Below are 15382 nucleotides of genomic sequence, written 5' to 3'. Positions count from 1 at the left end.
ATAATCAACGCATTCTAATCTTGATGGCGCAATGATGCCGTCGAGATTTATCAGCCTGAGTGTTTGACGCTGCTTTAAAGCGTCAACGCCGCAGGCTATCACGTAGGGATGAGACCAAATGGAAGAAGTTCAAAACGAGCCGAGCAATTGGCATGTGATTTTACGGCCGAATCATGAGCGTAAAGTGTTAGCCAAAAGCAAAATGTATCGCTTACGCAATAATCAACCTGAGCGTTTAGACGTTTTGGAAGAAATCGTCGGTAATTCGCAGTTTAAATACAATCGTTTTGCTCGCGTGATTGATTCACCTGAGCAATATTTAGTCGATCGTTTGCGCGCCGCATGCATCGAAAAAATCGGTCATGACCGCGATATTATCCATTATTTGATCGCCATTGCGATTGAGCGTAGTGAGCTATCAAAACGCCGCTAAAATCGGCAAATTGAGTTCGTTTGCGCGAAGAATTCTGAACGAATGTTTTGCGCAAACTGACTGATTTATTAAGTATTTTCGTCAATCTTCACCTCCCAATCTAGCCCTTTCTTGGGGTTTCCCCCGATTGCTGTTCATTTATGGCTTTGAGTTGCTTTGAGCCCCCTTTATCGCTAGAATCAAGCCCCTTTGCTTGACTAGGGTCAAACCCTAGCAGCATGTATTTGACTGATTCTTGAGCTTTTGTAAGGGTGCCGCTGTGATGGATAGACAAAGCTGGTTGAAGGGCACGTTGTACCGCCCGCAGTTCGAGCAAGATAGCTGCGGCTTCGGTTTGATTGCACAAATGGATGATAAGCCGAGTCACTGGCTGGTCTCGACTGCGATCAATTCGCTGGCCTGTTTGACTCACCGCGGAGCGGTGGCTGCTGATGGTAAATCGGGCGATGGTTGTGGTTTGCTATTTCGCTTGCCAAAGGGCTTTTTACGCGCAGTTGCTGCGGATAATGGCTACGTCTTAGCTGAGCAGTTTACTGCGGGCTTGGTTTTTTCTGCGCTCGATAAAACTGAGTCGGCCAAGTCGATCAGCAATCTCGTGTCAGCGCTTGAAAGCCAAGGCTTGCAAGTAGCGGGTGTTCGCGACGTACCAGTCAACCTCGATGCGCTTGGCGCAGCGGCAATGCGCTCTTTGCCGACCATTCAGCAAATCTTTGTTAATTCGCCAGTGACCCTGTCGGAGCTTGATTTTGCTCGACGTTTGTATCAAGCGCGTCGCTTGGCAGAAAAAGCCAATACGGCTGATGCCGCTTTCTACATCCCAACACTCAACCCTTATGTGATGTCATATAAGGGCTTGGTGACACCAGAAAATCTGCCGGTCTTTTATCTCGATTTAAAAGACGAGCGTTTTGCTTCGAGTATGGCGGTGTATCACCAACGTTTCTCGACCAATACGTGGCCACAATGGAAATTGGCGCAGCCTTTCCGTTTCCTCGCACACAATGGTGAAATCAACACGCTGACGGGTAACCGCGCGTGGGCACGTGCACGTGAAGCGATCATGGACAGCAATGCGCTGGATATGGAAGCGATTCGTCCTATCGTGCAAACCAACGGTTCAGACTCGATGAGTATGGACAATATGTTGGAAAGCTTGGTGCTCGGCGGTGTGGATGTGTTCCGCGCTTTCCGTTTGATGGTGCCACCAGCTTGGCAAAACGTCGATACCAATGACCGCGATTTACGCGCTTTCTACGAATACAACTCGCTGCACATGGAGCCATGGGATGGCCCAGCTGGTATCGTTTGGGCCGCTGGCGACTACGCCGGTTGTGCGCTTGACCGTAACGGTTTGCGTCCAGCGCGTTATGTGATTACCAAAGATCGCCATATCACCATCGCCTCGGAAATCGGCGTATGGGGCTACAAGCCAGAAGAAGTAGTGAAAAAAGGCCGTGTGAAACCAGGCCAAATCGTTGCCGTTGATTTCAAATCGGGCGAGTTTATCGAATCTGATGTAATTGATAACAAACTCAAAACGGCACAACCATACCGCGCTTGGCTCAAAGAACACGCCCAGCATTTGGAAATGGCTGCTGACAATAGTCCACTCGAAGAGATGGACAAAGCCGCCTTGCTGACGTACCAAAAACAATTCCAGTTGACGTTTGAAGAGCGCGATCAAATCTTGCGCATCTTGGCCAATGACGGTCAAGAAGCGATTGGTTCGATGGGTGACGACACGCCGATGGCGGTGTTGTCAGAAAAAGTGCGTTCACCGTATGACTTCTTGCGCCAACAATTCGCGCAAGTAACCAACCCACCGATCGACCCGATCCGTGAAGCGATTGTCATGTCGCTGAACACTTGCTTTGGCCCTGAGCGCAATCTGTTTGAAGATGGCCCAGACCACGCCAAACGTATGGAAGTGACTTCGCCAGTGTTGTCGACGGATAAATTCGCCGTCTTGACCAGCCAAACTGATCCAGACTTCAAAACTGCACATTTTGCATTGACGTTTGAAGGCGTAAGCTTGCAAGCGGCAATTGAAAAGCTGCAAGCCGATGTCATCGCTAGCGTAAACGCTGGCACGGTGATTATCGTGTTGTCGGATAAAAACATCGCCAAAGGCCGTATGCCGATTCCGGCATTATTCGCCGTCGGTGCGGTACATCATGGCTTGATCAACGCCGGTTTGCGTTGCAAAACCAATATCATCGTTGAAACCGCCACTACCCGCGACCCACATCATTTCGCCTGTTTGATTGGCTACGGCGCCACCGCAGTCGTGCCTTACCTTGCTTACCAAACGATCAAAGAATTGGTCGATATGGGCCAAGTGGAAGGCACGCTAGAAAAAGCAGCGAACAATTTCCGTAAGGGTATCAATAAAGGCTTGATGAAAATCTTGTCGAAAATGGGTATCTCGACCGTGGCTTCGTATCGCGGTTCGCAATTGTTTGAAGGTGTCGGGATTGGTGAAGAAGTGATCGATTTGTGCCTAACTGGCACGGTATCGCGTATTTCTGGGGCTAACTTCGCTGATTTTGAAGCCGATCAAATCAAACTGAATAAATTAGCCTTCAACCCAATGCGCCCATTGGCACAAGGTGGTTTGCTGAAATATGTGTTTGGTGAGGAATATCACGCTTACAACCCAGATGTGGTGATGCAGCTGCAAAAAGCGGTGCAAGGCGGTGATTATAAGGAATACAGCAAATACGCGGCACTGGTGAATACTCGCCCAGTGGCCATGTTGCGCGATTTGATGGCATTGCAAATTGACCCCGCCAAATCGATCTCGATCGACGAAGTTGAGCCAATTTCATCGATTGTGAAGCGTTTTGACTCCGCCGGTATGTCGCTGGGTGCCTTAAGCCCAGAAGCGCACGAAGCGTTGGCAGAAGGTATGCATCGCCTTGGCGCTCGCTCGAACTCGGGTGAGGGTGGTGAAGACGAAGCGCGCTACGGCACGTCAAAAATGTCGAAAATCAAGCAAGTCGCCTCAGGTCGTTTCGGCGTTACGCCGCACTACTTGGTGAATGCTGAAGTACTGCAAATTAAAGTGGCACAAGGCGCTAAGCCGGGTGAAGGCGGCCAATTGCCGGGCGATAAAGTCTCGCCGCTGATTGCTAAATTGCGTCACAGCAAGCCGGGCATTAGCTTGATTTCACCGCCACCGCATCACGATATTTATTCGATTGAAGACTTGGCGCAGTTGATTTTTGACTTGAAGCAGGTCAACCCAGAAGCCTTGGTTTCAGTGAAGTTGGTGGCAGAACCAGGCGTCGGCACCATTGCTGCCGGTGTGGCCAAAGCCTACGCCGATTTGATTACGATTTCGGGGTATGACGGCGGAACCGCTGCTTCGCCGCTGGCTTCAGTTAAATACGCCGGCTCACCGTTTGAGCTTGGCCTGACCGAAGCGCAACAAGTATTGCGTGCCAATGGTCTGCGTGGCCGGGTTCGCGTGCAAGCGGATGGTGGTTTGAAAACCGGTCTAGACGTGGTGAAAGCCGCGATCATGGGCGCGGAAAGTTTCGGCTTTGGTACTGGCCCGATGGTGGCTTTGGGTTGCAAATACTTGCGTATTTGCCACTTGAACAATTGCGCAACGGGTGTGGCAACACAAGAAATCAAATTGCGTAGCAAGTTCTTTATCGGCTTGCCAGAAATGGTGGTGAATTACTTCACTTTCATCGCGCAAGAAACTCGTGAATTGATGGCGGCGCTGGGTGTACGCACATTTGAAGAAATGATTGGCCGCACTGAAATGCTCGGCTTAATCGACGGCGCAACTGAAAGACAACAAAAACTCGCGCTGGGTGCATTGCTCAGCCAAGGCAGCACGCCAGATTCAGAATCACGCTTCTGCGTGGATGAGCGCAACCCAAGTTTTGACAAGGGTGAGTTGGCTGAAGAAATGGTTAAAGACGCGCTGGCAGGCATTAAAGCCAAAACGCCACAACGCTTTGAATACGATGTCCGCAATATTCATCGTTCAATCGGTGCGCGTTTGTCAGGTGAAATCGCCAAAGCACACGGCGCAGATGGTTTGCCAGAAGGCACTTTGCACTTGAAATTGCACGGTTCAGCCGGTCAATCATTTGGGGTGTGGAATGCCAAAGGTTTGACATTGGAACTCGCTGGCGACGCCAACGATTACGTCGGTAAAGGCATGAACGGCGGCCAAGTGATTATCTATCCACCCGTGGGTAGCGAATTTGCTTCCAGCGACGCAGTCATTGCCGGTAACACGTGTCTGTATGGCGCAACCGGCGGTGAATTGTTTGCTGCGGGTATGGCCGGTGAGCGTTTCGCGGTGCGTAACTCAGGCGCGACAGCGGTGATTGAAGGTGTTGGCGATCACGGTTGTGAATACATGACTGGCGGCTGCGTAGTGGTGCTCGGTGAAACCGGTTACAACTTTGGTGCGGGTATGACCGGTGGTTTTGCACTGGTTTACGATCCGAAGCAAAAATTTGCTTATCGCTACAACAACGAACTAATCGATACCAACTTGATCAACGGTGAAGCCTACGGCGCTATTCGTGCTTTCTTGAAAGACAAAATCACTGCCCACGTGGCATTGACTGGGTCGAGCAAGGGCGCTGAACTGCTGGCGAACTTTGATGAAGCAGTCGATTACTTCTGGTTGGTGAAACCAAAAGTGGCCAAGCTCGACGCATTGCTAAAAGACTAATTTAGATAGGGAGTCGGGAATGGGGAGCAGGGAGTGGTTTTACTCCCCCATTCCTACTCACTACTCCCCGAGGTAATACCATGTCAGATGTATTTCAGTTTCTGAATGTTGCTCGCAACCCTGGCGATAAAGTCGCGGTTGAGAAACGTAAATTTGTATTCAAAGAAATCTACACGCCACTGGATAAAACCAGCTCGGGCGAACAAGCTGGTCGTTGCCTTGGCTGTGGCAATCCGTATTGCTCATGGGAGTGCCCAGTGCACAACCATATTCCGCAATGGTTGCAATTGGTCGACGAAGGTAAATTGTTTGAAGCGGCTGAATTGAGCCACAAAACCAATTCATTGCCAGAAATTTGCGGTCGTGTTTGCCCACAAGATCGTTTGTGCGAAGGCGCATGTACCTTGAATCAAGTTGAAGCCGGTGCGGTGTCGATTGGTTCGGTGGAAAAATACATTACTGACGAAGCCTTCAAAGCGGGCTGGCGTCCAGATATGTCGGGCGTGATTAAGACCGACAAAAAAGTCGCCATTATCGGTGCTGGCCCAGCTGGCCTTGGCTGTGCGGATATTTTGGTGCGTAACGGCGTTACTCCGGTGGTATTTGATCGCTACGAAGAAATCGGCGGCTTGTTAACGTTTGGTATTCCAGAATTCAAACTGGAAAAAGAAGTCATCGCGACGCGCCGTAAAATCATGGAAGACATGGGCGTTGAATTCCGCCTGAATACTGAAATCGGCAAAGATGTGAGCATCGAAACATTGCTCGCTGATTACGATGCGGTGTTTATGGGTATGGGTGCGTACAAATACATGAAGGGTGGCTTTGCCGGTGAAGAATTGCCAGGCGTGATGGAAGCTTTGCCGTTCTTGATCAACAACGTGCGCAATAGCATGGGTACTTTGGGCGAAGAAGCGTTTGTTTCGATGCAAGGTAAACGTGTGGTGGTGCTTGGTGGTGGCGATACCGCCATGGATTGCAACCGCACTTCGATCCGCCAAGGCGCAGCCAGCGTGATTTGCGCTTACCGCCGTGACGAAGAAAACATGCCGGGCTCGAAACGCGAAGTGGCGAACGCCAAAGAAGAAGGCGTTGAATTCCAATGGAATAGCCAGCCAGTAAAAATCGAGCAAAACGCCGATGGCAGCTTGGCATTGACTTTGGTGTCGACCCAATTGGGCGCGCCAGATGAAAAAGGGCGTCGTCGTCCAGAATTGATTGCCGGTTCTGAACGCGTTGTTAATTGCGATCACGTGGTGGTGGCGTTTGGTTTCTCTGCCGAGCCAGAAAGCTGGTTTGACGCGCAAGGCGTGAAAACCGATGACTGGGGCCGCACGATTGCTGCTGAAAAACAAGCATTCAAACATCAAACGTCTAACCCGAAAATTTTCGCGGGTGGCGACCAAGTTCGTGGCGCTGATTTGGTCGTGCGAGCGGTCTATGAAGGTCGTAATGCAGCCGAAGGGATTTTGGAGTACATTGGCGCTTGGTAAGGCTATTGAAATAAAAAAGGCCTCGCTTTGCGAGGCTTTTTTTATGTTTTGTCTGTTTAGATAGGTATTGCGCTTAAGGTTTGGGTAAGTAATGAATTCTTTGGTTTTGGGCCGTACTCTGCTGCAGCAAGGGCAATCTCATCAGGCATTGCAACACTTTCTTGATGGTCTGAGCCATGCTCAAGTTGAGCAGAGTAATGAAGCCGGTTATTGGTTGGCAATCGCAGACATTGTGCATGACAGTGGGCAATTTGAACGCGCTTTAAGCTTGCATCAGCACGCGCTCTCTTTGGCTGAGCGTGAGGCGCACTATTGCTCGGCTTATTTAGGTCTGGCGGCTGATTTGTGGGCGATGGGCCAAGAGACAGCCGCTGCGCCATTGCAAGCACAAGCGTTAGCAATGACTGTGCTGCAAAACGATGCCGTTTTACTGGCGCAGTCTGCTCGCTTGTATCAATTACAGCAGCAATGGCCGGCGGCTTTGGCGCAATTTGAGCAAGCGGTGTTATTGGTTGATGATGGCGAAAGCTTTATGTTGCATTGGTCGATTTTGTCGCTGTATCTACGAATGAATCAAATCGATGGCTTACCAGCGGCGATCAGCCGGGCGAGTTCGGCTTTGGCGCATGCTGGCGCCAGTGATTTGCGCGGCGCAATGCTGATTAAATTGGCGCAGGCGAGCCAAGCGTGCCAGCAGTTCGCGGCGGCAGTTGATTTTTATCAGGCGGCCATGTTGCATTTAGCGCAACAAAAAAAACCACAACGTCCACGGCGCTTACGTGAGGTCGAATTCAAACTCCAGCAAACCACTAGCGATATTGAGATTGATCTACTGCGACTAAAAAACGCTCAGCAAGATGAACAGGTGCGTTTGCTGGAAAGCACCACTTATCGTGATGCGGTGACGGGCTTACATAATCTACGTTATTTGGAAGCGCGCTGGCCGATGTTGTTGGCTCAGGCGATTGATCATCCGTCTTTATGTGTATTGCACCTTGGCGTTGATCAATCGACCTATTTGCGCGACGTAATGGGCGAAGCAAAAAGTAATGATTGCAGTGTGCGCATTGCCAAGGTTTTGCAAGACACGCTACCAGAAGGGGCGGAGTTGATTGCGGGCGGGCAGTTGGTCTTTAAATTGATGTTGCCCGCTAGCTCGGCAGACTTGGCCAATGTATTGATTGAGCAAATTCAACATCAGCTCGCGTTATTGGATTTTAGTGATTTACCCGAGGCACTGACGCTAAGTATGGGCGGCACAATTTATCAGCAGGGCGACACCGTGGACGTATTGCAATTGCGTGCAGATTTGGCTTTGTATTTGGCGATGCGTCATGGCGCGGGTGCCGTGGTGTGGGAGATGGCAGTATGACCGCGCGTTTAGCGTTATTGACTCAACTTGAGACGGTGTTAAGTTGTGCCGAGTGCGGCTCGCCGCCTTTGCCCGATCAAGCGCAGCAATGGGTGGCTGAAAGCCAAGCTGACCCGCGGTTACACGGGATGGCGTTAGATATTTTAGGGCACGCCCATCAGCATTTTAGTGCGCATCATGCGGCGCAAACGGCATTTAGTCAGGCGGCGGCGAGTTATCGGCAAGCTGGGCAGATTGGCAGCTCGACCAATTCATTACTGTTGTTGGCGACGTCTTATTTATTGAATGATCAGCCTTTATTGGCACTCGATCAATGGACTAAAGCGTTAATGCAGGCCAAAGCAGCACAAAACCTCGGGCAATGTGTTCGGGTTTATTTAGGGATTGGTCAGGTTTATATCGGTTTTAAAGATGATGAAGCCGCTTTGCGTTGCAGTGAAATGGCGCTCAAAATGGCGGTGGCGATTGCCGATCCACTGCTAGAGTGCGATGCCTTGCTGTATGTCGCGAGTGATCAATATCGTTTGCAGCGTTATGCTCAAGCTTTAGATGCGATTGCCCGCGCCGAGCGTTTAATGGAGCTGCCGTTGCACAATAAAGTGTGGGCGGCAGAAATTGTGTATTACCGCGGTTTGATTCATGGGCAACAAGGCATGTTGCAGCAGGCTAGAGTTGAGTTGGCAACGGCGTATGATTTGCATAGCGCCAATGATAATCTGTGGGGCAAGGCGCATGCGTTGACGGGTTTGGGTGAGATCTTGCTGCAATTGCAAGCAACAGACGCGGAAGCCATTTTATTACAAGCGCAGCAGTTAGCAGAGCAGGCAGGCGTACCTAGCCTACAAACCCGCTGTTGCAAGGCTTTAATTGATTGCTATCTGGCTAAGCAGCAAGCTGAGTTAGCGCTGCCTTTTTACGCGCAGCTATTTGCACAGCAGTCTTTGCCCGAGCGAAAAATCAGCGCTACGCATCGCCAAAAAATAATGCAGCTTGAAACGCAAAGCCGAGTGTTACAGCTACAAAAAATGCCTGCAATCATGCCGCATCTGCCCGTAGTCTAAAAAAGACGGGGTATGATGTTGTAATCCTTTTTGATTAAATTCTGCAACAATATACCCACTCAAATTTTGGAAAAATAGCTTGGATTTGATGGCTTTCCCGAATCAATATTTAGCTTGTTTGGATGTACACTAAGCTATGGAATCACAAACTTTTCTTTCCGCTTTTATTTTGCTGCTCTTGGTGATTGATCCCTTGGGCGGCATTCCTTTGTTTGTCGCAATGATGAAAAAAGTCCCCAAGGCGCGGCGCTGGCGAATGATTTTTCGCGAGGTCAGTGTTGCGTTTGTGGTGCTGGTGACTTTTATGTTGTTTGGCCAAAAGTTTCTTGAAGTCATGCATTTGTCGCAAACCTCACTCGGTATTGCCGGTGGCGTGATTTTGTTTTTAATTGCGCTGCGGATGGTGTTTCCCCATCCCGATGGCGTTTTTGGCGACACCAGCGAGGGCGAGCCGTATATTGTGCCGTTGGCGATTCCTTTATTGGCAGGACCATCGGCATTGGCCACGGTGCTGTTATTGGTTTCGCGCGATCCGGAGCGGATTGAAGTGTGGGTGGCGGCATTGGCGTTAACCATGCTCATTTGCGCTCTCACATTGGCGTTTTCGGAAAAAATTAGCCAAGTGCTCGGCGCGCAGGTAACGACGGCATTTGAGCGTTTAATGGGTTTGATTTTGACGGCGATTGCCGTGCAAATGCTGCTCGATGGGATTCGGCAGTATTTAGTGTCGCTTTAATCGCGATGTTTGGCGACTTTGCGCTGGCCATCAAATGGTGTTTGATGCGTCACAAGCTTCATTGCCGGTGTTCGGCGCTAGAATGAGAGGCTTGTTAACGATGGGTTTGTACTGCGAGACAAACCACGTTAGCAGAAACCTTGGTGTAGTTATTTTTAATGGCGGCTAATCAGGAGTTGAACCACATGACACAGAATGAATTGAAAGAAGCGGTAGGCCGTGCAGCAGTCGCCTATGTGCCTGAAAATTGTATTGTTGGCGTTGGTACTGGTTCGACTGCCAATTACTTTATTGATGCATTAGCTGAAATCAAAGGCCAAATTAAAGGCGCGGTGTCTTCGTCAGAAGCCAGCGTAGCGCGCTTAAAATCACACGGGATTCCGGTATTTGATTTAAATACCATTGATGACTTGCCGGTGTATGTTGATGGCGCGGATGAAATTAATCATCAATTGCAAATGATTAAGGGTGGTGGCGCGGCGTTAACGCGCGAGAAAATCATTGCAGCGGTTGCTGGGCAATTTATCTGTATTTGCGATGAAAGCAAATTGGTCGATGTATTGGGTAATTTTCCGTTGCCGGTGGAAGTCATCCCAATGGCGCGCTCTCATGTGGCGCGTGAGTTGGTTAAATTGGGCGGACACCCTGCTTACCGTGAAGGCGTAGTGACTGATAACGGGAATATCATTATTGATGTGCATGGTTTGTCGATTAGTCAGGCTACCGTGTTGGAAACACAAATTAATCAAATTGTTGGCGTTGTGACCAACGGTTTATTTGCCCATCGCCGTGCTGACGTGCTCTTATTGGGTACGGCTAACGGGGTGAAAACCATTAAATAAGCGAGCAGCGGCGGATGAAAAATTCGCCGCTCACGGGCAGATGAAACAGTACTGTAATAAAAAGCTGGTATTTTGCACCGATTAATACACTGGAGAAGCTGTGTCATGTCAGAACATATTTCAAAGCAATTTGATGCCGATTTAGAGGCAATTCGCTCCCAAGTGATGGGAATGGCCGGCTTGGTCGAAGAGCAAGTTCGCTTGGCGATGCAAGCTTTGGCATCGGGCGATGTGGCAATTATTAATAAAGTCATTGATCAAGAAACGCAAGTGAATCAAATGCACGTCAAGCTCGATGATATGTGTGTGCATATGATTGCGCGTCGTCAGCCTGCGGCCACCGATTTGCGGATGGTGATGACGGTGATTAAGTCGGTTGAAGATTTGGAACGCATTGGCGATAAAGCGTATCGAATCTGCAAACGAGCAAAAAACATTTATGAATCTGGCCGTTTGCAAGTGCCACGTTTTCATGACCTCAACCATATTGCGGATTTGGCGCTGGATATGTTGTCCAATGCGCTTGATTCATTTGCCCGTATGGATGCGGTGAGTGCGTCAGAAGTCATTCGTGCTGATGCGCAGCTGGATCAAGAATATCAAGCGCTGCATCGCCAATTGATTACCGTCATGATGGAAGATCCACGTTCGATTACCTTGATTTTGGATATTTTGTGGATTGCCAAAGCCATTGAGCGTATTGGTGATTTGGGGGTGAATGTCGCCGAGCATGTGATTTACTTGGTTAAAGGCCAAGATGTTCGCCATAAAACCCAAGAAGAAGTCGATCGCGTCGCTTTGCAGTAAGCTGATGTATCAGATTAGGGTGAGGTTTATTGCCCTAGTCTGAAGGAAGTAGTGTCTAATAAAGGGCGGCTGTGGCTGCCCTTTATGATTTGCGTTTGCCACAAACATGACTTTTACGTATTGTTATGCCCGCAAACCCGCTACCTACTGGAGTTTTACTGAATGGGCGACTGTTCTGTCATTGCCGCTGTGGATCTCGGCTCCAACAGTTTTCGCTTGCAAGTCGCCCGTGTGGTCGAAGGGGCTTTGTTTCCGCTGGATTCTTTGAAAGAAACGGTTCGTTTAGGTGCCGGTTTAGATGCCCATGGTTGTTTAACTGCTGAAGCCATCGACGAAATGACCGCGGCACTCGCGCGATTTGGGGAGCGCTTGGCTGGCTTGCCGCCGCAATGCGTGCGTGCGGTTGCCACCAATACCTTTCGTATCGCTAGAAATAGCGCCGCTTTTTTACCTCAGGCCGAGGCGGCCTTGGGTTTTCCCATTGAGATTATTGCTGGCCGCGAAGAAGCGCGATTAATTTATATCGGTGCCGCACACAGTTTGCCGAGTACGCGAGAGCGCCGCTTGGTGATTGATATTGGCGGCGGATCAACCGAGTTAATCATCGGCAGTCAGTATCGCTCATTTAGTACGGAAAGCATTCAGCTCGGTTGTGTGGGTTGGAGTGCGCGTTATTTTCCCGATGGTGTTATTACGCGTGAACGAATGGAAACGGCCGAGCTCGCTGCGCGAGGGGCTTTCTTGCCCTTGGTCCCCACGTTTTACTCGGGAGAATGGCAAAGAGCGATCGGTACTTCAGGGACGGCGCGATCATTAGCTGATATTTTAGAATTAAACGATTTATCGCCACTGGGTATTACTCGCGATGGTTTAGCGGCTTTGCGCAGCAAAATGATTGCTGCCGGCCATATCAATAGTTTGCAATTAAACGGTTTGCGCGATGATCGGCGCCCGGTATTGCCCGGTGGCTTAGCGATTATGCAGGCGGCCTTTGATATGCTCGGTATCGAGCGCATGTCGATCACTTATGGCGCGCTGCGTGATGGCGTGCTTTATGATTTGGTACAACGCCAAACCCAATATGATGTGCGAGACCGAACGGTGGATTTCTTTCAGCGCCGTTACCATGTGGATGGACCGCAAGCATATCGGGTGTCGCAATTGGCTGCGCAATTATTTGATGTGCTGCGCGGTGAAACGCAAAGCGATGATGTCGTGCTGGCCAGAAACCTAACGATGGCTGCGGGATTACACGAAGTGGGCCGCTCGATTGCCCATGCCAGCTATCATAAGCATTCGGCGTATATTTTGCAGCATGCCGATATGCCGGGTTTTTCTAAGCGTGAACAAAATTGGTTATCACGGCTGGTGCTGGCGCATGCTGGTAGTTTGAGCAAACTCGCCGATCAAGAGATTCAACCTGCTGAGTGGGATGCCATTTTATGCTTACGCATGGCGGTGTTGTTTTATCGTGCACGTCTGGATGAGGCGCCGCCATTGGGTTTGCTGTCGCATTGTGCTGGCGGCTATTGCTTAGAATTAGACGCGGCGTGGTTAGAGGCGCATCCACTCACGATGTATGCCTTAAATGAGGAAATCACTGCATGGCAAAACATGGGCGTAAATCTAATGATTCGAGCCGTCGCCAACGTATAAAAGCGCATTTAAATTCAGCGAAAGCGGGCGCAGATCCCGGTACTTTGCGGTATGTCGGCGGAGAGGCGCCGGCGGCAACGCTGGCGACGTTAATTGAATTTGGCCCTTTGCCTGGCGATTACCTGGCGACCAGTTTTAGCGACGTTGATGTAGGTCGAACTTTTCAGCCGACGTTCAATACCTTGTGGTTGAACGTGCATGGCTTAGAAAATATTGAAATCCTCAAGTTAATTGGTCAGCGGTTTAAATTGCATCCGCTGGTTTTAGAAGACATTCTGAATACCCAGCAGCGCCCCAAGGTTGAGCAATATCCCGGCTATTTGTATATCACCGCCCGATTGATGAATTGGGACGCTGACGGTGTTTCCGGTGAGCAAGTGAGCTTGATTGTCGGGCGTGGTTTTGTGCTGACCTTTCAAGAAAAACCCAGCGGCACTTTTGCGGCGATTCGCGATACGCTTAAAAATAGTGAATCCCAAATTCGTAAACTGGGTCCCGATTATTTAGCCTATGCCTTATTGGATAAACTGGTTGATCGTTATTTTTTAGTGCTTGAGCAATTGGGCGAGCGCTGCGAAGAGCTGGACGAAGCGATCAATAGTGAAAACCAGCCCGAGCATATGGTTGAGGTGCAGTCATTACGTCGTAGTTTGCAGCAAATAAAGCGCAGTCTGTGGCCGATGCGAGAGATGCTCAATGTGCTGCAGCGAGATGACGCCGATTTTTTTCATAGTGAAACCCAGCTGTATTTGCGTGATGTGTACGACCATACGGTGCAATCGATTGAAACCGTTGAAGCACTACGTGAAATGATTTCCGGTCTGCAAGAAATCTATCTTTCATTGCAGTCGCAGCGACTCAATGAACAAATGCGGCTACTCACCGTCATAACCACCATTTTTATGCCGCTAACGCTGATTGCGGGTATCTACGGCATGAATTTTGACATCATGCCCGAGCTACGCTGGACCTATGGTTATTACGCAGCCTTGGGGCTAATGGGCTGTATTGCGGTGTTTTTGGGTTTATTCTTTTGGTTGCGACGTTGGGTGTAATGGGTTGGGTATATCTATGAGTACTTTAAAATTAAAGCTTTTTGTCAATATACCCACTAATGATCGGCAATGTTCAGATTACGTGTTTATGGTTTTTAAGTGCCTGCGGCACAGTGTTTTATAGTCGCAGTCAGTGGCGGTACCTCAACTTTTTGTCCGCCAAAGAGTGGGGGAAAAGAAAGGCGATTTTGATCTCGCCCAGCTCCGCTGTGCCCTCGATTGTCGTGAGCCAAACGATAAAACCGTTTGTCTCTCTCCTCACTCGGTGCGCTTAAACGGGATTTTAAGCCCCAGCTCGACGAGCGCGGCACAGCATCAACACCAGATATGAACATTGCATAACAACCATATCAAAGGCATAACTCAAGTTTGTATTCACTGGCGATTGACTTATAACCACCACGCCAGCAAAAACACCCCCAGCATAGCTAAGGCCAAACCGACTTTAGCGATCGCGCCAAGCAACATGCCGATGCCGCTGGCAAATCCGACTTTGCCGGCGTGTAGCATATCTTTTCTGGCATAAAACTCACCCGCAGCAGCGCCTAAAAACGGCCCGAGGATTAAACCAATAATCCCGCCGAGCATGCCGACAATCGAGCCAATTAAAGCCCCCCAGACGGCGTAGCGGCTCGCACCAACGCGTTTCGCCCCCATTGCGCCGGCGATGTAATCGAGAACGCTAGCGACCAGCATCATGACCAATAACAGGCTGAGTGACGGCCAGCTAACGTTGATAAATTGATTACCCCACGCGATGAGTAACAGGCCGAGAAAGATTAAAGGTGTTGATGGGAGCAAAGGTAAAATGGTGCCGGCTAAACCAGCCAGAATCATGCCTGCGCCAAGTAGGTAGCTGATGATTTCAAACGTTTCCAAGATCGCGCTCCAAGGGGAATCAATTATTTTTAATGCGGGTTGGACTACGGAAATGCTAAAAAGATGCTCAGCGGGTGAAAAATAATATCGCAATAAAACAGTCATTTATTGAATATCGTCTCCTTTGGTCTATAGAAAAGCGTGAAAGGAGTTGACGTAAGGCACGTGCTGGTGTTTAATTGCGGCTCTTCGAAACGAAGTAGTGTTTCGAGTGGCTCGTTAGCTCAGTTGGTAGAGCAGCGGATTGAAAATCCGCGTGTCCTTGGTTCGATTCCGAGACGAGCCACCAAGGAATTCAAGGGTTTAGCTGTAAGCTAGGCCCTTTTTCAAATGCTTAGTTAAGCAT

Annotated in this window: 11 protein-coding genes and 1 tRNA gene; 11 read left to right on the top strand and 1 reads right to left on the bottom strand. The window is 49.6% G+C overall.

The genetic code is table 11. The features are described 5' to 3' along the window. Positions 1–118: 118 nt before the first annotated feature. The 10 genes from HQN60_RS04145 to corA all read left to right on the top strand — a co-directional run bounded on the left by HQN60_RS04145 (position 119) and on the right by corA (position 14157). On the top strand, positions 119–433 hold the full coding sequence (locus HQN60_RS04145; protein ID WP_173532474.1) for a hypothetical protein: 315 nt from the start codon (positions 119–121) through the stop codon (positions 431–433). Between the two features lie 262 nt (positions 434–695). Next, a complete protein-coding gene (gene gltB, locus HQN60_RS04140) occupies positions 696–5135 on the top strand; it encodes a glutamate synthase large subunit (RefSeq protein ID WP_173532473.1) in 4440 nt (1479 codons plus the stop codon). A gap of 80 nt (positions 5136–5215) precedes the next feature. Continuing rightward, the gene (locus tag HQN60_RS04135) at positions 5216–6628 is read left to right on the top strand and encodes a glutamate synthase small subunit GltD family protein (protein WP_173532472.1); all 1413 of its coding nucleotides are present in this window, start codon (positions 5216–5218) and stop codon (positions 6626–6628) included. A 91-nt stretch (positions 6629–6719) separates the two neighbouring features. Beyond that, a complete protein-coding gene (locus HQN60_RS04130; protein ID WP_173532471.1) occupies positions 6720–8000 on the top strand; it encodes a tetratricopeptide repeat-containing diguanylate cyclase in 1281 nt (426 codons plus the stop codon). Beyond that, positions 7997–9061 (top strand): hypothetical protein, encoded by a 1065-nt coding sequence (locus tag HQN60_RS04125; protein ID WP_173532470.1) that lies wholly within the window; start codon positions 7997–7999, stop codon positions 9059–9061. Before HQN60_RS04130 ends, HQN60_RS04125 begins: the two co-directional genes overlap by 4 nt. Before the next feature lie 136 nt (positions 9062–9197). Continuing rightward, positions 9198–9797 (top strand): MarC family protein, encoded by a 600-nt coding sequence (locus HQN60_RS04120; RefSeq protein ID WP_173532469.1) that lies wholly within the window; start codon positions 9198–9200, stop codon positions 9795–9797. A gap of 185 nt (positions 9798–9982) precedes the next feature. Then, positions 9983–10639 (top strand): ribose-5-phosphate isomerase RpiA, encoded by a 657-nt coding sequence (gene rpiA / locus HQN60_RS04115; RefSeq protein WP_173532468.1) that lies wholly within the window; start codon positions 9983–9985, stop codon positions 10637–10639. A 105-nt stretch (positions 10640–10744) separates the two neighbouring features. Then, positions 10745–11446 (top strand): phosphate signaling complex protein PhoU, encoded by a 702-nt coding sequence (gene phoU, locus HQN60_RS04110; protein WP_173532467.1) that lies wholly within the window; start codon positions 10745–10747, stop codon positions 11444–11446. 162 nt (positions 11447–11608) lie between these two features. Then, positions 11609–13102 carry a Ppx/GppA phosphatase family protein gene (locus tag HQN60_RS04105; RefSeq protein WP_173532466.1) on the top strand — a complete coding sequence of 498 codons (1494 nt, stop codon included), beginning with the start codon at positions 11609–11611 and terminating at the stop codon, positions 13100–13102. Continuing rightward, a complete protein-coding gene (corA, locus tag HQN60_RS04100) occupies positions 13051–14157 on the top strand; it encodes a magnesium/cobalt transporter CorA (RefSeq protein ID WP_173532465.1) in 1107 nt (368 codons plus the stop codon). The genes HQN60_RS04105 and corA overlap by 52 nt, the downstream gene beginning before the upstream one ends. Before the next feature lie 390 nt (positions 14158–14547). Here the strand turns inward: corA and HQN60_RS04095 are convergent, their stop codons facing one another. After that, a complete protein-coding gene (locus HQN60_RS04095) occupies positions 14548–15036 on the bottom strand; it encodes a DUF456 domain-containing protein (RefSeq protein WP_254456674.1) in 489 nt (162 codons plus the stop codon). A gap of 213 nt (positions 15037–15249) precedes the next feature. Between HQN60_RS04095 and HQN60_RS04090 the strand changes: the two genes are divergently transcribed. Then, positions 15250–15325, top strand: a tRNA-Phe gene (locus HQN60_RS04090). Positions 15326–15382 lie beyond the last annotated feature (57 nt).

This window comes from Deefgea piscis (genome assembly GCF_013284055.1).
In the GTDB taxonomy this organism is placed as follows: Bacteria; Pseudomonadota; Gammaproteobacteria; order Burkholderiales; family Chitinibacteraceae; genus Deefgea; species Deefgea piscis.
Note: the sequence above shows the minus strand (reverse complement) of the source record. Positions and strands in the feature narration are given on the sequence as shown.